This window comes from Streptomyces sp. RLB3-17 (assembly GCF_007113425.2).
In the GTDB taxonomy this organism is placed as follows: Bacteria; Actinomycetota; Actinomycetes; order Streptomycetales; family Streptomycetaceae; genus Streptomyces; species Streptomyces mirabilis_D.
This window is the reverse complement of the sequence record NZ_CP041610.2, coordinates 2,235,042-2,253,109: the sequence shown is the minus strand read 5'-3', so window position 1 is coordinate 2,253,109 and position 18,068 is coordinate 2,235,042. Positions and strand designations below refer to the sequence as shown.

At 70.0% G+C, this 18,068-nt stretch carries 15 protein-coding genes; 7 read left to right on the top strand and 8 right to left on the bottom strand.

Annotation, left to right across the window (positions count from 1 at the left end; genetic code table 11):
* Positions 1 to 28: 28 nt before the first annotated feature.
* Together FNV62_RS10560 and FNV62_RS10555 are read right to left on the bottom strand one after the other, a co-directional pair.
* Complete coding sequence (locus tag FNV62_RS10560; protein ID WP_097283692.1) at positions 29 to 1,810, bottom strand: ABC transporter ATP-binding protein; 1,782 nt, start codon at positions 1,808 to 1,810, stop codon at positions 29 to 31.
* A complete protein-coding gene (locus tag FNV62_RS10555; RefSeq protein ID WP_143612753.1) occupies positions 1,807 to 3,660 on the bottom strand; it encodes an ABC transporter transmembrane domain-containing protein in 1,854 nt (617 codons plus the stop codon). Before FNV62_RS10555 ends, FNV62_RS10560 begins: the two co-directional genes overlap by 4 nt.
* Before the next feature lie 337 nt (positions 3,661 to 3,997).
* On the opposite strand from FNV62_RS10555, the gene FNV62_RS10550 reads away from it, so the two are divergent.
* From FNV62_RS10550 to FNV62_RS10540, 3 genes are all read left to right on the top strand, one after another.
* On the top strand, positions 3,998 to 4,744 hold the full coding sequence (locus FNV62_RS10550; RefSeq protein WP_143612752.1) for a L,D-transpeptidase family protein: 747 nt from the start codon (positions 3,998 to 4,000) through the stop codon (positions 4,742 to 4,744).
* 87 nt (positions 4,745 to 4,831) lie between these two features.
* Positions 4,832 to 6,577 carry a peptide-N4-asparagine amidase gene (locus FNV62_RS10545; protein WP_225900226.1) on the top strand — a complete coding sequence of 582 codons (1,746 nt, stop codon included), beginning with the start codon at positions 4,832 to 4,834 and terminating at the stop codon, positions 6,575 to 6,577.
* A 143-nt stretch (positions 6,578 to 6,720) separates the two neighbouring features.
* Positions 6,721 to 8,214 carry a cation:dicarboxylate symporter family transporter gene (locus FNV62_RS10540; protein WP_143600864.1) on the top strand — a complete coding sequence of 498 codons (1,494 nt, stop codon included), beginning with the start codon at positions 6,721 to 6,723 and terminating at the stop codon, positions 8,212 to 8,214.
* Positions 8,215 to 8,344: 130 nt separating this feature from the next.
* On the opposite strand, the gene FNV62_RS10535 is transcribed toward FNV62_RS10540, so the two are convergent.
* Positions 8,345 to 8,800: a MarR family winged helix-turn-helix transcriptional regulator gene (locus FNV62_RS10535; RefSeq protein WP_060895164.1), complete on the bottom strand. Its 456-nt coding sequence runs from the start codon at positions 8,798 to 8,800 to the stop codon at positions 8,345 to 8,347.
* 115 nt (positions 8,801 to 8,915) lie between these two features.
* On the opposite strand from FNV62_RS10535, the gene FNV62_RS10530 reads away from it, so the two are divergent.
* Both FNV62_RS10530 and mltG read left to right on the top strand, forming a co-directional pair.
* Positions 8,916 to 10,715 carry an ABC transporter ATP-binding protein gene (locus FNV62_RS10530; protein ID WP_143612751.1) on the top strand — a complete coding sequence of 600 codons (1,800 nt, stop codon included), beginning with the start codon at positions 8,916 to 8,918 and terminating at the stop codon, positions 10,713 to 10,715.
* Positions 10,716 to 10,758: 43 nt separating this feature from the next.
* Positions 10,759 to 11,685, top strand: coding sequence for an endolytic transglycosylase MltG (gene mltG, locus FNV62_RS10525; protein ID WP_143612750.1), 927 nt, complete (start codon positions 10,759 to 10,761; stop codon positions 11,683 to 11,685).
* Between the two features lie 55 nt (positions 11,686 to 11,740).
* On the opposite strand, the gene FNV62_RS10520 is transcribed toward mltG, so the two are convergent.
* From FNV62_RS10520 to FNV62_RS57980, 5 genes are all read right to left on the bottom strand, one after another.
* Positions 11,741 to 12,838, bottom strand: coding sequence for an NAD(P)-binding domain-containing protein (locus FNV62_RS10520; protein WP_060895161.1), 1,098 nt, complete (start codon positions 12,836 to 12,838; stop codon positions 11,741 to 11,743).
* 101 nt (positions 12,839 to 12,939) lie between these two features.
* A complete protein-coding gene (locus FNV62_RS10515; protein WP_143612749.1) occupies positions 12,940 to 13,968 on the bottom strand; it encodes an ABC transporter substrate-binding protein in 1,029 nt (342 codons plus the stop codon).
* A 116-nt stretch (positions 13,969 to 14,084) separates the two neighbouring features.
* The gene (locus tag FNV62_RS10510; protein WP_143607461.1) at positions 14,085 to 14,876 is read right to left on the bottom strand and encodes an ABC transporter ATP-binding protein; all 792 of its coding nucleotides are present in this window, start codon (positions 14,874 to 14,876) and stop codon (positions 14,085 to 14,087) included.
* Positions 14,849 to 15,736, bottom strand: coding sequence for an ABC transporter permease (locus FNV62_RS10505; RefSeq protein WP_144315144.1), 888 nt, complete (start codon positions 15,734 to 15,736; stop codon positions 14,849 to 14,851). Before FNV62_RS10505 ends, FNV62_RS10510 begins: the two co-directional genes overlap by 28 nt.
* Before the next feature lie 132 nt (positions 15,737 to 15,868).
* The gene (locus tag FNV62_RS57980) at positions 15,869 to 15,952 is read right to left on the bottom strand and encodes a putative leader peptide (RefSeq protein WP_382144020.1); all 84 of its coding nucleotides are present in this window, start codon (positions 15,950 to 15,952) and stop codon (positions 15,869 to 15,871) included.
* A gap of 187 nt (positions 15,953 to 16,139) precedes the next feature.
* On the opposite strand from FNV62_RS57980, the gene FNV62_RS10500 reads away from it, so the two are divergent.
* Together FNV62_RS10500 and FNV62_RS10495 are read left to right on the top strand one after the other, a co-directional pair.
* Positions 16,140 to 16,565, top strand: coding sequence for a YjbQ family protein (locus FNV62_RS10500; protein ID WP_054228891.1), 426 nt, complete (start codon positions 16,140 to 16,142; stop codon positions 16,563 to 16,565).
* A gap of 314 nt (positions 16,566 to 16,879) precedes the next feature.
* A complete protein-coding gene (locus tag FNV62_RS10495; RefSeq protein ID WP_060895157.1) occupies positions 16,880 to 18,055 on the top strand; it encodes a N(5)-(carboxyethyl)ornithine synthase in 1,176 nt (391 codons plus the stop codon).
* The last annotated feature ends 13 nt before the right edge of the window (positions 18,056 to 18,068 follow it).

Below are 18,068 nucleotides of genomic sequence, written 5' to 3'. Positions count from 1 at the left end.
GAGCCCGGACCGCACCGGCAGGGCACCCTCACCCGTGCCAGGACCTCCACAGCGATGCGTAGGCGCCGTCCGCCGCGACCAGCTCGTCGTGACTGCCCAGCTCACTGATCCGGCCGTTCTCCACGACGGCGATGACGTCCGCGTCGTGGGCGGTGTGCAGCCGGTGGGCGATGGCGACCACGGTGCGTCCGTCGAGGACGCGGGCCAGCGAGCGTTCCAGGTGACGGGCCGCGCGCGGGTCGAGCAGCGAGGTCGCTTCGTCCAGGACCAGGGTGTGCGGATCGGCGAGGACCAGCCGGGCCAGGGCGATCTGCTGGGCCTGGGCCGGGGTGAGCGCGAGCCCGCCCGAGCCGACCTCGGTGTCCAGACCGTCGTCCAGTGCCCGTGCCCAGCCCTCCGCGTCGACCGCCCCGAGCGCCGCCCACAGCTCGGCGTCGACCGCTCCCGTCCTGGCGAGCAGCAGGTTGTCGCGCAGGGAGCCCACGAAGACGTGGTGCTCCTGGTTGACCAGGGCCACGTGGGAGCGGACCGCCTCGGCGGGCATCCGGGACAGTTCGGCACCGCCGAGCGTGACACGGCCGTCCCGGGGCGCGTAGATCCCGGCCAGCAACCGGCCAAGGGTGGACTTGCCCGCACCGGAGGGTCCGACCAGCGCGAGCCGGGTACCCGGGGCGACCTCCAGGGAGACCTCGCGCAGCACGTCCACCCCGGCCCGGTAGCCGAAGCGCACCTCGTCCGCTCGCACGTCCCGCCCGTCCGGGACCATGTCCGGGTCGCCCGCGTCCGGCTCGATGTCCCGGACACCGACCAGCCGGCCCAGCGACACCTGGGCGACCTGCAGCTCGTCGTACCAGCGCAGGATCAGTCCCACCGGATCGACGAGCATCTGCGCGATGAGCGCGCCCGTCGTCAGCTGCCCCACACCGATCCAGCCCTGGAGGACGAAGACCCCGCCGATCATCAGGACCGAGCAGAGGATCACCACGTGCGTGACACCGATGACCGGGAAGAGGACCGTGCGCAGCCAGAGCGTGTAGCGCTCCCAGGCCGTCCACTCCTTGATCCGGCGCTCCGACAGCTCGATGCGGCGCTCGCCCAGGCGGTGCGCCTCGACGGTGTGGCCCGCGTCCACGGTCTCGGCGAGTGCGGCGGCGACGGCGGCGTAACCGGCGGCCTCGGAGCGGTAGGCGGACGGGGCGCGCTTGAAGTACCAGCGGCAGCCGATCAGCAGGATGGGCACGGCGACCAGTACGGCGGGGGCGAGCGGCGGCGCGGTCACGGCGAGCCCGCCGAGCAGCAGGGCCACCCACACCACGCCGATGGCGAGCTGCGGTACGGCTTCGCGCATCGCGTTGGCGAGCCGGTCGATGTCCGTGGTGATGCGGGACAGCAGGTCGCCCGTGCCGGCCCGCTCGAGGACACCGGGCGGCAGCCCGACCGACCGTACGAGGAAGTCCTCGCGCAGATCGGCCAGCATCCGCTCGCCGAGCACGGCCCCGCGCAGCCGCACCTCGCGGACGAACACGGCCTGCACGACGAGTGCGACGGCGAACAGCGCGGCGGTGCGCTCCAGATGGAGCTCCCGCGCGTGGTCCGAGACCCGCTCGACGATCGAGCCCAACAGGTAGGGGCCGGCCATCGAGGCCACCACGGCCACCGTGTTGGCGGCGACGAGCAGCAGGAAGGCCCGACGGTGCCGCCGGAAGAGTTCGGTCACGTAGGCGCGTACGGTCGCGGGGGCACCGACGGGCAGGGTGTGCGCCGTCGTCGGGGCCGCCGGGTCGTAGGCCGGTGGGGCCACGCCGATCATGCGGTCTCCTCGATTTCTTCCAGTTCCTTCAGTACGCCGCCCAGGTCGGCCTCGTCTGCTTCCCGCACGTGGCGTCGCGCGGCCCCGTCCTCTTCCCGCACACCGCTCCGCGCGGCCTCGTCATCGGTCTCCCGGGTCACCACGGCCCGGTACCGCGGCTCACCGCGTACCAGCTCGCGGTGGACGCCGACCGCCGCGACCTCGCCCTCGTGCACCAGGACGACCCGGTCCGCGTGGTCCAGGAGCAGCGGCGAGGAGGTGAGGACGACCGTCGTGCGCCCGGTGCGCAGGGCGCGCACGCCGTCGGCGATCCGGGCCTCGGTGTGGGAGTCGACCGCGGAGGTCGGCTCGTCGAGGACCAGCACTTCGGGGTCCGTGATCAGCGACCGGGCCAGGGCCAGGCGCTGGCGCTGGCCGCCGGAGAGGGAGCGTCCGCGTTCGGTGATGCGGGCCTCCATCGGGTCCGCGGCGTCCAACGACCCCTGGGTGAGCGCGTCCAGGACGTCGCCGCACTGCGCTGCGGTCAGTGCGGCCTCGGCGCTGACCAGACCTGAGGAAGGCACGTCGAGCAGCTCGCGCAGCGTGCCGGACAGCAGCACGGGGTCCTTGTCCTGGACGAGGACGGCCGTACGGGCGGAGTCGAGCGGCAAGTCGTCGAGGGGTACGCCTCCGAGGAGCACCGAGGTGCCCTCCTCCGTGGGGTGGCCGCCCAGCCGCGCGGCGAGCACACCCGCCGCGTCAGGATCGCCGCACACCACGGCGGTGAGCCGTCCGGCGGGCGCGAGCAGTCCGGTCGCGGGGTCGTACAGATCGCCGGCCGGCGCCTCGGCCGAGCGCGATCCGCCGCTGTCCATGGCCCGTTCCAGGGACAGCACCCGGGCGGCGCGCTTGGCGGACGGGCGGGAGAAGGAGTAGGCCATCGCGATCTCCTCGAAGTGTCGCAACGGGTACGTGAGCAGCATGACCGCGCTGTACACGGTGACGAGTTCGCCGACCGTGATCCGGCCGTCGCGGGCGAGGTGAACGCCGCGCCAGATGACGGCGATCATCAGCAGGCCGGGCAACAGCACCTGGATGGCCGAGATCAGCGACCACATCCGGGCGCTGCGCACGGCCGCGCGGCGGACCTCCTGGGAGGCACGGCGGTAGCGGTCGAGGAACAGTTCCTCGCCGCCGATGCCGCGCAGCACGCGCAGGCCCGCGACGGTGTCCGAGGCCAGTTCGGTGGCGCGTCCGGCCTTCTCGCGCTGGAAGTCCGCGCGCCGGGTGGCACGGGGCAGCAACGGCAGTACGGCGAGTGCCAGGACGGGCACACCCACCGCGACGAGTACGCCGAGCGCGGGCTGGTAGACGACCAGGCCGACACAGACCAGTACGACGGTCAGGGCGGCCGCCGCGAACCGCGACAGGGCCTCCACGAACCAGCCGATCTTCTCGACGTCGCCGGTCGAGACCGCGACGACCTCGCCGGCCGCGACACGTCGCGTCAGGGCGGAGCCCAACTGGGCGGTCTTGTGGGCCAGCAGCTGCTGGACGCGCGCGGCGGCGGTGATCCAGTTGGTGACCGCGGCGCGGTGCAGCATGGTGTCGCCCAGCGCGATGCAGGCGCCGCACAGCGCCAGCAGCCCACCGGTCAGGGCGAGTCGGGTGCCGGAGCGGTCGACGACTGCCTGGACGGCGAAGCCGACGCAGAACGGCAGCCCGGAGACGGCCACGAAGTGCAGCAGTCCCCAGGCAAGGGCCTTGAACTGGCCGCCGAGCTGATTCCGGCCGAGCCACCACAGGAATCGGGGACCTGAGCGCGCGTCCGGCACACCCGGGTCGGGATAGGGAAGGTCTTGAATCTGCATGACGTCCCAGTGGCTCGTGTAAGGGGTGGGGTCAGGGGGTGGGGCCGGGGCGATGCCGTGGAGTTCCGGCGACCGACCGACCGTGGGGGGTCGGCAGCAAACCGTGAAAGGTTCGCGTCACGGTGGGGCCTGAGGCAAACGGTTTTTCATCCCAGGACATGGATTCAGGACAGAGAATCGGGACACGCGTTCGCGAGACAGGAGTTGGGTCGGGGGCTCCGAGACAAGGCTGGGACCGCTTCCGACCCATCGAATGTGTGCCTGGAAAGGCAACGCCTGACCGAGAAGTCGGGGGGTAGGGGATATTCGTCCGATACGTGATGCAACGATGGGCCGCATGCGAAAAGACGGTGCGAGGCGTACGGGGTTCACCGCTGTGGCGTGCGGTGTCCTCGCTGTGTTCCTGTCGGCCTGTGGTGGTTCGGAAGGGGGGAACGGCGCGGTGAAGGGCCACGGCGGAGCCGGTGCCAAGGGCGAGAACGCCCCCGCGCGCGCCGTCGATCTGACCCGGATACCGGAGGTCGGCAACCGCCTGCAGGCCCGGATCCCGTCCAACGCCCACCAGGTGGTGGCGGTCTACGGCGAGGGCAGGGACTCCGCCGACTCCACGGTCGTGCTGTACGCGAAGGCGGGTTCCTCCTGGGAGGTGCGGCGTTCCTGGCAGGCGCACAACGGGACGAAGGGCTGGACCACCGACCATCACGAGGGCGACAAGCGCAGCCCCGTCGGAGTGTTCTCGCTCACCGACGCGGGCGGAGTGCTCGACGACCCGGGCGCCCTGCTCCCGTACGACCACTCGGCGGCCTATCAGGCTCCCCGCGACTGGGCCAGGTCGCACTGGCACGACTTCGACTACGTCGTCGCCATCAACTACAACCGCCGCGTGGGCACCCCGCCGGACGACCCGGACCGGCCCCTGGGTCAGTCGAAGGGCGGCAGCATCTGGCTGCACATGGACCATGGCAGCGGTACGTCCGCGTGTGTCAGCGTGCCCAAGCCGGCCATGGAGTACCTCCTGCGGACGCTCGACCCGCGTCAGCACCCTGTCATCGTGATGGGGGACAAGGCCGATCTGAAGGTGTAGCGGCGGTGGCCGACCGGGCTGCCCCGCGTGGCGCGGTCACCGAGTGCCCATTGCGGGGCGGCCCGACTCCCCCGTAGAACACCGCACATGAGAAGACGGATCGTCATGTCCATGCTCGCCGGAGTGATCCTCTCGGCGAGTACCTTCCTGGGAGCGGGCCCGGCCTCGGCGGCACCGCCGGCGGACGCCGCCCAGCTTGCCGCCACCCCCGCCCGGTCGGCGGATCAGGTAGCCGCCACGCCCCGCGACGCGCCCTCCGGGACACCCGCCGCGACTGCCGCTGATACGTCAGCCGATGCGCCCGCCGGGACTGCCGCTGATACGCCCGCCGAGTTCGGCACCGACTGGCACGACCCCCTGACCGCCGCCCCGCCGGTGGCGAGACCGGCCACCAAGTCCTGTGCGGTGATGGTCGCCGAGGCGCAGTTCCGTGACTTCACGCCGTATCGGGGCGCGTACACACCGCCCAGCGGCTGCGGCGACCGCTGGAGCAAGGTCGTCCTGCGACTCGACGGCAAGGTCAAGGGGCGCCAGTTCGACCGGCTCGGCTATCTGCACATCGGCGGTGTGGAGATCTTCCGTACCTCCACCCCGGAGCCTTCGCCCGACGGCATCGAGTGGTCCGTCGAGAAGGACGTGACCAGGTACAGCGACACGTTCCGGCGGGGCGGCGACGTCGAGATGCTCATCGGGAACGTCGTCGACGACACGTACACCGGAGTCCTCGACGTGAAGGTGACCCTGACCTTCTACGCGCAGGGCGGCGCCGTGAAGTCCGCCGCGACCCCCGACCGTGTCCTCACCCTCCAGGACGGCACCCTCACCACCCCGCGCAACAGCGAGCGCGTCGTCGCCGAGGTGTACGCGACCGGCTCAGGCGGCGGCTGCGAGGAGTACTGGTACCTGACGGTGCCCGACCCCGCCCCGTACTCCTGCAAGGCGGACAAGGGCCCCTATCGCGAGGTGCAGATCAAGGTGGACGGCCAACTCGCGGGCATCGCCGAGCCGTTCCCGACCGTGTGGACCGGCGGCTGGTCCAACCCCTTCCTCTGGTACGTGATCCCGGGCCCGCGGGCCTTCGACATCAAGCCGATCGAATACGACCTCACGCCCTACGCCGGTCTCCTCAACGACGGTCGTCCGCACCGGATCGACGTCTCCGTCGTGGGCGTCCCCGCGGGCCAGACCGGCTGGAGCACCCCGGTCAACGTCCTCGTCTGGCAGGACGCGAAGCGCGCGCACGTGAGCGGCGCGCTCACCGAGGTCAGGGCAGGCGACCTCACCAACTCCTCCACGTACACGCCCGGTTCGGAAGAACGTCTCGACACCGTGGGCGGACACCGGCTGACGACCGCCGGATACGTCGACACCTCGCACGGCCGGGTGTGGACCACCGTGCGCCGCACGCTCGCCAACACCTCCGCTCACCACTGGACCGACGGCGAGAACACCGACGCGCTCAAGGCCACCTGGACCGACGACGAGACCGTCACCGTCGACGGGCGCGGACCGGTCGGCGTGAGGCGCACCCACCGCACGTACACCATGGACGGCACCACGACGCTCGCCGCGGACGACCGGTTGCGGACCGTCCTGACGCTCGGCGACCGGGCCGCGGTCGACGAGACACGCGGCGGCCGGCGCACCACGTGGTCCCGGCTCGACGACACGTACGCGGGAGACGCGACGTATACCGCGAACGTGCCGCGCGACCAACGGCATGCGGTCGGTACGACGAGCGAGCGCTACCGGCTGTACGGCTCGGACGGCTGCTACGACCGCGTTCTGGTCACCGCGCAGGGAGTGCTGACGCGGGACCGCAGCGACTGCTGAGGCATCGGGCGGGGAACGGCACGTCTGTTCCAGGATTTACATGGACGTGACTCAGAGGTATCCGGCGGCACCGGCAACTCCTCGATAGTGATCGCTGCGGAAGGAAGTTTCCGCATACCAGAAGTCCCCTCGGAGGAGTGCCCGTGCCGCCGTCTGTACCGTCCCCGCGACGCGTCGCACGCATACTGCGTACCTCACTGTTCGCGCAGGTCGCCTGCGCGCTCGTACTCGGAATCGTCGTCGGAAGGTTGTGGCCGGACGCGGCCACGACCTTCCAGCCGCTCGGCGACGGTTTCGTACGCCTCATCAAGGCGGTCATCTCACCGCTCGTGTTCTGTGTCGTGGTCGTCGGCATCACCAAGGCCGGCGACCTGAAGGCCTTCGGCCGGATCGGGCTCAAGGCCCTCATCTGGTTCGAGGTCGCGTCCACCGCCGCGCTGATCCTCGGGCTGATCGCGGCGAACGTCGTCGGCCCGGGCTCGGGCATGCACGCGGACCCCTCGAAGCTCGACGCCTCGGCCGTCGACGGCAAGACCGGCGGCGGCTCGCTCCCGTCGACCGGCGAGTTCATCCTGAACGCGCTGCCGCAGAGCGCGGTCGGGGCCTTCGCCGAGAACTCCCTGCTCCAAGTCCTCGTCCTCGCCTGTCTGGTCGGCGCGGCACTGCTCCACCTCGGCAACTCCAAGGTGCCCAAGGTGCTGCCCGCCATCGAGCAGGTCCAGGACGTGGTCTTCGCGATCGTCGGCTTCATCATGAAGCTGGCCCCGCTCGCGGTGTTCGGCGCGATGGTCCACCTGGTGGGGGAGTACGGGCTCGGCGTCATCAAGACGTACGGCAAGCTGATCGCGCTGTGCTACGCGGTCGCGCTGCTGTTTCTCGCGCTGCTCGCCGTCGCTCTGAAGGCGGTCACGGGGCTCAGCCTCTGGAAGTTCGTCCGCTACACCCGCGAGGAGATGCTGCTCGCGCTCGGTACCGCCTCCAGCGAGACCGTCATGCCGCGCATGATGCAGAAGCTGCGCCAGGCGGGCTGCCGCGACGACGCCGTGGGCCTGGTCCTGCCCACCGGCTACTCCTTCAACCTCGACGGCGCCTCGATCTACCTGTCGATCGGTACGTTGTTCATAGCGCAGGCGGTGGGTGTGGATCTGAGCCTGGGTCAGCAGATCACTGTCGTCCTGGTTCTCATGCTGACCAGCAAGGGCATGGCGGGTGTGCCGGGTTCCGCCTTTCTCGCTCTGTCGGCGACGGCCTCTTCGCTCGGTGTCGTCCCCGCCGGAGCCGTCGCCCTCCTCCTCGGCGTGGACCGCATCATGGACTCGATGCGCGTCGCGACCAACCTCCTCGGCAACTGCGTCGCCGTCTTCGCGGTCTCCCGCTGGGAGGGCGCGCTCGACATGGAGCGGGCGAAGAAGATGCTGGACGGCGAGATCGCGTTCGTGGAGGAGGACGACGAGCCGCGGACGCCGGAGTCGCCGACGGAAGAACCGGGGCCCGAGTCGACCAGGGCGGAAGTCCCCGTCCGTTCGACCGAGGCGGAAGTCCCCGTCCGTTCGACGGAGGCGGAAGTCCCGGCCCCATCGGTCGAGCCGGAAGTCCCCGCCCTGTCGGCCAAGGAACCTGCCCCCGAGGTCGGGTGACCGACCCGGGACGGGTCACCGCACCCGCGCCTCCGGAACGGGCCGCGCGCCCCCACTCCAGCCGTACGGAGTGGGGGCGCGCGGCCCATCGCGTCGTCCGCCGCGTGACGAAGCCGCCCGCGGCAACCCCTCAGCAGCGGTGCTCAAGCCTGGGCATGCCGTCCACCAGCGTGTCCAGCAGCCCCCCGAGCACCTCGCGCTGCTCGTCCGTCAACGGCGCCAGGATCTCCTCGGCGGCCGACCGCCGCGCGCCGCGCAGTTCGCGCAGCGCCTCGCGCCCCTCGTCCGTGACCTCGATCCGGATCACCCTCCGATTGGTGGGATCGGGGACCCGGCGCACCTTCCGGCTCGCCTCCAGGCCGTCGACCAGCGTGGTCACGGCCCGGGGCACCACTTCCAGGCGCTCGGCGAGATCCGCCATGCGCGGCGGTGAGCTGTAGTGCGCGAGCGTGCGCAGCAGCCGGGACTGGGCCGGGGTGATGCCCAGCTCACGCTGCTCAAGGTGCCGCTTCTGGATGCGGTGCACACGTCGGGTCAGCCGCAGCAACTGCTCGGCGAGCAGGCCGTCGGCATCGGGGGTGGTCATACGGGAACAATATCAGGATGCGGTTCATTGTGAGTATAGGTAACAATGAGCTAGGCTCCGCCAGTCATCGTTTGCCTGCCCTGCGTAGCCGTCGTCTCACCTCCCGTAGGAGCCCATGCGTCCCGACCAATCCACCTGGACCCCGTCACCCGCCGAGGGCGAACAGCCACGGCAGGTGCGCCGTATCCTGAAGCTGTTCCGGCCCTACCGCGGCCGGCTCGCGATCGTCGGCCTGCTGGTCGGCGCCTCGTCCCTCGTCACCGTCGCGACCCCCTTCCTGCTGAAGGAGACCCTGGACGTCGCGATCCCCCAGGGCCGCACCGGTCTGCTGAGCCTGCTCGCGCTCGGCATGATCCTCAGTGCGGTCGTGACCAGCATCTTCGGTGTCCTGCAGACCCTGATCTCCACGACCGTCGGCCAGCGCGTCATGCACGACCTGCGCACCGCCGTGTACGGCCGACTGCAGCGCATGTCGCTCGCCTTCTTCACCCGGACCCGCACCGGCGAGGTCCAGTCCCGCATCGCCAACGACATCGGCGGCATGCAGGCGACCGTGACCTCCACCGCCACCTCGTTGGTCTCCAACCTCACCAGTGTGGTCGCCACGATCGTCGCGATGGTCGCCCTGGACTGGCGGCTCACCGTGGTCTCGCTGCTCCTGCTGCCGGTCTTCGTGTGGATCAGCCGACGCGTCGGCAACGAACGCAAGAAGATTGCGACCCAACGCCAGAAGCAGATGGCCGCGATGGCCGCCACCGTCACCGAGTCGCTCTCCGTCAGCGGCATCCTGCTCGGCCGCACCATGGGCCGCGGCGATTCGCTCACCAAGGCGTTCGAGGCCGAGTCCGACAGCCTGGTCGACCTCGAGGTGAAGTCGAACATGGCGGGCCGCTGGCGCATGTCCGTCATCGGCGTCGTCATGGCCGCCATGCCGGCCGTCATCTACTGGGCCGCGGGCATGGCCCTCCAGTTCGGCGGCCCGTCCGTGTCGATCGGCACGCTCGTCGCCTTCGTCTCGCTTCAGCAGGGTCTGTTCCGGCCGACGGTCAGCCTGCTGTCCACCGGCGTCCAGATCCAGACCTCGCTCGCGCTCTTCCAGCGCATCTTCGAGTACCTCGACCTGCCCATCGACATCACCGAGCCGGAGCGCCCGGTCCACCTCGACCAGGTCAAGGGCGAGATCCGTTTCGAGGACGTCGAGTTCCGCTACGACGACAAGAGCGGCCCGATCCTCGAGGGCATCGACATCACCGTCCCCGCGGGCGGCAGTCTCGCCGTGGTCGGCCCGACCGGCTCCGGCAAGTCCACGCTCAGCTATCTCGTGCCACGGCTGTACGACGTCACGGGCGGCCGCGTCACGCTGGACGGCGTCGACGTACGGGACCTCGACTTCGACACGCTCGCCCGCGGGATCGGCGTCGTCTCCCAGGAGACCTACCTCTTCCACGCCTCGGTCGCGGACAACCTGCGCTTCGCCAGGCCCGACGCCACCGACGAGGAGCTGCAGGCGGCGGCCAGGGCGGCCCAGATCCACGACCACATCGCGTCACTGCCCGACGGGTACGACACGGTCGTGGGCGAACGCGGCCACCGGTTCTCCGGCGGCGAGAAGCAGCGCCTCGCCATCGCCCGCACGATCCTGCGGGACCCGCCGGTCCTCATCCTCGACGAGGCGACCAGCGCCCTGGACACCCGCACGGAGTACGCCGTGCAGGAGGCCATCGACGCCCTGTCGGCCAACCGGACCACGCTCACCATCGCGCACCGGCTGTCCACCATCCGTGGCGCCGACCAGATCGTCGTCCTGGACTCCGGCCGTGCGGTCGAACGCGGCACGCACGAGGAGTTGTTGGAGCGGGAGGGGCGCTATGCGGCGCTGGTCCACCGGGACGCTGAACTGGAGCCGACAAGATGACGATATGCCGGGTTTGTAGGCTTTAGCGGGTTACCGTGCCCGCATGCAGATGAACACTCCGCCACGGAGCACGATTCGACTGACGCGCCGGGGCCGGGTCGCCCTCATCGCGACCGGAGCCGTCGTGGCGGCCACCGCCGTGACGGTGCCGCTGCTCACCCTGACCACGAAGGACGAGGAGACACGGCCCACGTCCCTCGTCATCCCGGAGGGCTGGCGCACCGGCCAGGTCTACGAGGCCGTCGACGAGGCCCTCGCGCTGCCTCTGGGATCCACCAAGAAGTCCCTGGCCAAGGCCAACCTCAAGTTGCCCACCTACGCGGAGGGCAACCCCGAGGGCTACCTCTACCCGACGACGTACCACATCGACAAGACGGCGACTCCCGAGTCCCTGTTGGCGCTCATGGTGAGCACCGCGAACAAGAAGTTCAGCGGCAGCCCCATCACCGCGGGCGCCCAGCGCAACGCGATGAACCTCTATCAGGCGATCACCATCGCGAGCATCATCCAGGCCGAGACCTCCACCAAGGCCGACATGGGCAAGGTGGCCCGGGTCATCTTCAACCGCCTGGAGCGGGGCATGCCGCTGCAGATGGACGCGACCCTCGACTACGCGCTGAACCGCTTCACGCCGACCACGACCACGAACGAGACGAAGCTCGAGAGCCCCTACAACTCGTACCAGCGCATGGGGCTGCCGCCCACACCGATCTCCAACCCCGGCCAGGCCGCGATGCGTGCCGCGATCAACCCCACCCCGGGCAACTGGCTGTACTTCGTCACGGTCAAGCCGGGCGACACCCGGTTCACGGCCAGCTACGAGGAGCAGCAGAGGAACGTCGCCGAATTCAAACGGCTCCGGAGGAGTGCCTCACCCTCGAACTCGAACTCACCCTCGGCCTCGAACTCACCCTCGAACTCGATCTCGACCCCGCTTCCGGGCTCGCCGTCCGCCTCGGCCCTGAGCTGAGGCCCGCTGTCCGTTGTGGCACCGCCCACGAGGTCTGCGAGCCGGCCACGGGGCATCAGGCGCCGACGGTCACTCCCGCCAGCAACCGCCTGATGTCCCGTACCGCCGCGCGCCCGGCCCGGTTGGCGCCGATCGTGCTGGCGGAAGGCCCGTACCCGACCAGATGGATCCGGGGATCGGCGAGCGCGCGCGTCCCTTCGACGCGGATGCCGCCGCCCGGCTCACGCAGCCGCAGAGGCGTCAGATGATCGAGGGCGGCACGAAAACCGGTCGCCCACAGGATGACATCCGCGTCGACGTGACGCCCGTCCGCCCATTCGACACCGTCCGGGGCGATCCGGTCGAACATCGGTTGCCGGTCCAGCACGCCGTCGGCCAGCGCCTGCCGGATCGCGTCGTTCAGCGGCAGCCCCGTCACCGACACGACACTCTTGGGAGGCAGCCCCTGCCGGACCCGTTCCTCCACCAGTGCGACGGCCGCGCGCCCCACGTCCTCGGTGAAGGGGCCCTCACGGAAGACGGGCGGCCGCCGTGTCACCCAGGTGGTCGCGGCCGCGTACGGGGCGATCTCCATCAGATGCTGGGTGCCGGACGCGCCGCCGCCCACGACGACCACCCGCTGCCCGGCGAACTCCTCGGGTCCCGGGTACTGCGCCGTGTGCAACTGCCGCCCACGGAAGGTCTCCTGGCCCGGATAGCGCGGCCAGAACGGCCGGTCCCAGGTGCCCGTGGCATTGATCAGCGCCCGCGTCGACCACGTACCGTCGGAGGACTCGACCAGCAGCCGCCCGCCGGCACCCTCCCGCACGGCCCGCACGTCCACCGGCCGCCTCACCCGCAGGTCGAAGGTGCGCTCGTAGGTGTCGAAGTACTCCGCGATCACCTCGGAGGACGGCCGCGCCGGGTCGGCGCCCTCCAGCTCCATACCGGGCAGGGAGTGCATCCCGTGCACCTTGCCGTACGTCAGCGACGGCCACCGGAACTGCCAGGCGCCGCCCGGACGCGGTGCGTGATCCAGCACGACGAAGTCCCGTTCCGGCTCGAACCCGCTCCGCCGCAGGTGATAGGCGCTGGACAGTCCCGCCTGCCCAGCGCCTATGACGACGACATCGACCTCGCGGACTTCGCGCGCCTGCGCCCCGGTGTTGTTCACGCTTCCACCAACTCGACCGGGGCGCGGGATCTTCCCGAACGGCGCCGCCTGTGAGCCACCCGACGCGCGACCTGTCGGCCGGGAACCAGGAGGGACGGCCCTCAGGAGTCCTTGTAGACGCGGGGCGTGGTGGTGGAGGGGGGCAGGCCGCCGTTGAAACGCGTGTCCACGAAGGCGGCGAAGTAGACCTTGCCCGGGATCAGCTTCAGCTCGGTGAAGGTGTCCGCGATCTGCTGCTCCGACGCGATGAGCGGCTTGTCGACGGCGACCGCGATCCGGCTGGCGTTGGTGCGCTTCACCGAGGCGAGCGCCACCTCGTACGGCAGACCGGTGTCCTTCGCCCACACCTTGGCCCAGGCGTCCGGATGCCGGTACACCCAGTCCTGGGCGCGCCGCAGCCGCTCCAGGTAGTCCTTGACGGCCGCGGCCTTCTTGGTGTCCTTCAGCGCACTCGGCGCCGCCACCTGGAAGCTGAGCCCGTTGACGACGCCGTCCCCGTCGGTCAGGATCCGGCCCTGCTCGGCATTGAGGACCTGCGAGGTGTACGGGTCCCACACCGCCCACGCGTCCACCTTGCCGCCGGTGAACGCGGCGAGCGCGTCGGCGGGCTGCAGATACTTGACCTTCACATCGCTCAGCTTCAGACCGGCCTCCTTGAGCGAGGCGATCAGCTGGAAGTGTGCGGACGAACCCTGTGCCACGGCGATGGACCTGCCCTTGAGCTCCTCGGGCTTTCGCAGCGACGAGTTCTTCGGTACGAGGATGGCCTCACCCTTGGACGTGCCGTGCCAGGCGGCCACCACCGAGACCTTCGAGCCCGCGCCGGCCGCGAAGACGGGCGGGGTGTTGCCGACGCCGCCGATGTCGACGGCCTTGGCATTGACGGCCTCCAGGAGTGGCGGCCCGGATGTGAACGTCGACCACTTGATCTTGTAGTCGAGGTTCTTGAGTTCTCCGGCGGCCCGCAGCACCGCCTCGGAACCGCCCTTCTGGTCACCGACGTTGAGCGTGAGGGAACCCTTGCCATCGGTTCCGGCACCGGCGGTGTCGGCGGCCGAGTTCCCGCCGCAGGCGGCCAGGAGCAGGGTCAGAGGGAGGAGCAGAGCGGCGGGGACGAGGTGTCGGCGCATGACGATTCCGTTCGATTGTTCAGGTGAGGTCAGGTGAGGTGAGGTGAGGTGAGGTGCGGGGTGACGGTGAAGTGAGGGTGAGGCGATGGCCAAGGTGACTGACGGGGAGGAGAAGCTCAGGCGACGGTGTCCACGCCCAGGCGCTCCAGGAGGCCGGCACGCAGTTCGGCGAAGCGGGGGTCGGCGATGTCGCGCGGGCGGTCCAGGTCCACCTGGGTCTCGTACGCGATGACACCGCCGTCCATGACGAGGACCCGGTCGGCGAGCAGCACGGCCTCCTCGACGTCGTGCGTGACCAGCAGCACGGCACAGCCGCGCCGCCGCCACAGTTCGCCGACCAGCCGCTGTGCCTTGATGCGGGTGAGGGCGTCCAGCGCGCCGAACGGCTCGTCGAGCAGCAGCAGATCGGGTTCGCGGACCAACGCACGGGCCAGCGAGGCGCGTTGGGCCTCGCCGCCGGAGAGCGTCTTGGGCCAGGCGTTCGCCCGGTGGGTGAGTCCGACCTCGGTCAACGCCTGCTCGGCGACGGCGCGTTCGGGCTTGCCGGGCAGCCCCAGCAGGACGTTGCGCCACACCTTCTTCCATGGCATCAGCCGGGGTGCCTGGAACGCGACGGCCTTGCGCCGCGGGACGAGCACGGTGCCCTCGATGTCACGGTCGAGCCCGGCGAGGATGCGCAGCAGTGTGGACTTGCCGCAGCCGCTGCGGCCGAGCAGGGCCACGAACTCGCCCGGACGCACGTCGAGTTGGAGGTCGTCGATGACGGCGCGCCCGTCGAAGGAGCGGGTGAGCCCCTGCACGCGTACGGCGGAGTCCTGGGTGATCGGGTGTTGCCGGGCGGTCGCGGTCTTCTGCTGGGCGGTGGCGCCCTTCTGGAGGGTCACCGGCCCGTGAACGTCGGTCGCCATTGCAGCAACAGCCTTTCGAGGGAGCGGACGATGAAGTCGGCGAGCAGGCCGAGGAAGGCGTAGACGATCAGGCAGACCACGATCACATCGGTCCGCAGGAAGTCACGGGCCTGCACCATGAGGAAACCGATCCCGGCGTCCGCGTTGATCTGCTCGGCGAAGACGAGCGCGAGCCAGGCGATACCGAGGGAGTAGCGAAGCCCGGTCATCGCCCCGGGCAGCGCCCCCGGCAGCACGACATGCCGCACGAGCCCCCACCGCGAGAGTCCGAGGGACTCCCCGGCCTCGATGAGCTGGGAGTCGACGCCGCGGATACCGGCGTACACGTTCAGATAGAGAGGGAAGGACACCCCCAGCGTGATGATCGCGATCTTCGGGGCCTCGCCGATCCCGAACCAGATGATGAACAGCGGGATCAGCCCCACGAAAGGCACCGTCCGCAGCATCTGGACGCTCGCGTCCACGAGGTCTTCGCCGACCCGGAAGAGCCCGGAGGCGAGGGCGAGCCCGGTACCGACGAGGGTTCCGAGCAACAGCCCCACCGCGACGCGCTGCAAGGAGACGCCCATCGCGTTGGGCAGCGAACCGTCGGCGACCAGATTGCCGCCGACCCGCGCGATGGTGCCCGGCGAGGCCAGGATGTCGGGGGTCAACACCCCTGTGCTGCTGAGGAGTTGCCACAGCGCGAGCAGCAGGAGCGGGCCGGAGGTGCGGCGCAGCCAGCGGGGCACACGGGTGCGGCGGGTGGAGAGGGGGACGATCGGTACGAGCTCGGGTGGCGTCGGCCGGGCTGCACCATTCTTGGAGATGTCCGATATATCGGGCCCGGAGGGGGTGGGCGGGGCGTGGCTGGTGCTCATGAGTGCTCCACGGGGAGGAGAGCGGCCGGAGAGGAGTACGCCATGGCTCCGCCGCGTCAGCGGCTCAGGCCGAGCCGCGACGTGCGGGTGGAGCGGAGCGGGGGCGCGGTGGAACGGGGGAGTGAAAGGGCGTCAGAGGCCGCGGCGACACGCGGCGGAAGCCACCCGCAGCAGGTCGATGTGACCGCGCGTGGTGAGTATGGCTGAACGCAACATGCGGGTGAAAGTAGCCAGATGGTCCATGCCCGGTCAATGCTGTCTCGCGGACTGGAACGCGTGTACAGCGGAATGGGACGCCTGCACAAGGGTGCGGGCTGTCGGTTACTAGGGTGCGGGCTGTCGGTTACGAGGGTGTGGGCTGTCGGTCGTGTCCGGAAACCCGCGGGCGGGTGAGAATCGGGTCATGCCCGATGCCTTCACCACCCGAGTCCTGAACGTCAACACCGGTTCGGCGGAGACGGTCGTCGACCTCACCCGCGACTGCGAGGCATTCCTCCGAGAGGCGGCGGCGGGCCGTGACGGCCTCCTCAATGTCTTCGTGCCCCACGCCACCGCCGGTGTCGCGATCATCGAAACCGGCGCCGGAAGCGACGACGACCTCCTCGCCGCGCTGCACTCCCTGCTGCCCGCGGACGACCGCTGGCAGCACCGCCACGGCAGCCCCGGGCACGGCCGTGACCACGTACTCCCCGCCGTCGTCCCGCCCCACGCGACGCTTCCGGTGCTGGGCGGGAGGCTGGAACTGGGGACGTGGCAGTCGGTGTGCCTGGTGGACACGAACAAGGACAATCCTGTGCGAAAGGTGCGTTTGAGCTTTCTTGGGGGCTGAGCCTTCTTGGGGGTTCAAGATCAGGCGGCGGCCGCGCCCGTGGGGGACGGGGGTACGGTGGTCTTACCGAGCGCACCTCGCATGCCGTCATCCGTTTCGGCGTCGTTCTCGGGGAACGGCAAGGCCTGGGCCCATGTGGTCCGGCCGGAAATGAGCCGCCCCATGCCTCCTGGCCAGCGCGATTGCGCCGTCTTCCGTATTCCGTCCCGCGCCCCGCGTTAGCGGACTCCTTGGTTCTCACGCTGTTTCCGAGGCCCTCCGGTGCCTCGCTTCACACACCCGCGATGAACAAGAGTCACATGACAAGGAAGCGCATGAGCCTGATGAGCCTGGGAGTGCTTGCCTCCTCCCGCAAGGAGAACGAGTTCCGGTTGCCGTTGCACCCCGGCCACCTCGACCGGATCGCCCCGGACGTACGCGAAAGGATGTTCCTCGAAGAAGGCTACGGCCGGCGGTTCGGCGTCGGGGACGACGCTCTGCGACCACTGGTGGGAGGCCTGCGCTCCCGAGAGCGGCTCCTCGCCGAGTGCGATGTGCTGCTGCTGCCCAAACCGATGCACGACGACATCGCCGAGCTGCGCGAGGGCCAAGTGCTGTGGGGATGGCCGCACTGTGTGCAGGACGAGAAGATGACCCAGATCGGCATCGACAAGAAACTGACTCTCGTCGCCTGGGAGGCCATGAACCACTGGACGTCCACGGGTGCCTTCAGCGTCCATGTGTTCCACAAGAACAACGAACTCGCGGGCTACTGCTCGGTGCTGCACGCCCTGCAACTCGGTGGGCTCACGGGTAGTTATGGCCGCCGCATGCGTGCGGTGGTCATCAGCTTCGGCGCCACGGCGCGCGGAGCGGTCACCGGCCTCGGCGCCATGGGAGTCTCCGACGTCACGGTGCTGACCCAACGCGCCGCGGCGGCCGTGGCCTCGCCGATGCCGTCGGTCGTGATGGGCCACTTCGAGGAGCAGGAGGACGATCCGTCGCGACTTCGGGCCCTCACGGCGGCCGGTCCCGTGCCGCTCGCGGAGTACCTGGCCGGGTTCGACATCATCGTCAACTGCATCCGGCAGGACACCGACGCACCGCTGATGTTCGTCACCGACGAGGAACTCGCCCTGTTCCGGCCGGGCACCTTCTTCATCGACGTCGCCTGTGACGCGGGCATGGGCTTCGAATGGGCCCGTCCGACCACCTTCGGCGAGCCCATGCCCTCGGTGGGGCCGGGCTGCCACTACTACGGGGTGGATCACAGCCCGTCCCATCTGTGGAACTCGGCCACCTGGGAGATCAGCGAGGCGCTCCTTCCCTATCTCCGCAAGGTCATGAGCGGTCCCGTCGCCTGGGACGCCGACGCCACGGTCAGAAACGCCATCGAAATTCGCGACGGCGTGATCCAGAACCCGAAGATTCTCTCCTTCCAGCACCGGTCGGCCGCGTATCCCCACGACCTCGAGGTCCCGGCGCCGCGCCCCGCCGCTCAGGTGGCCTGACGACGCCTGGGCG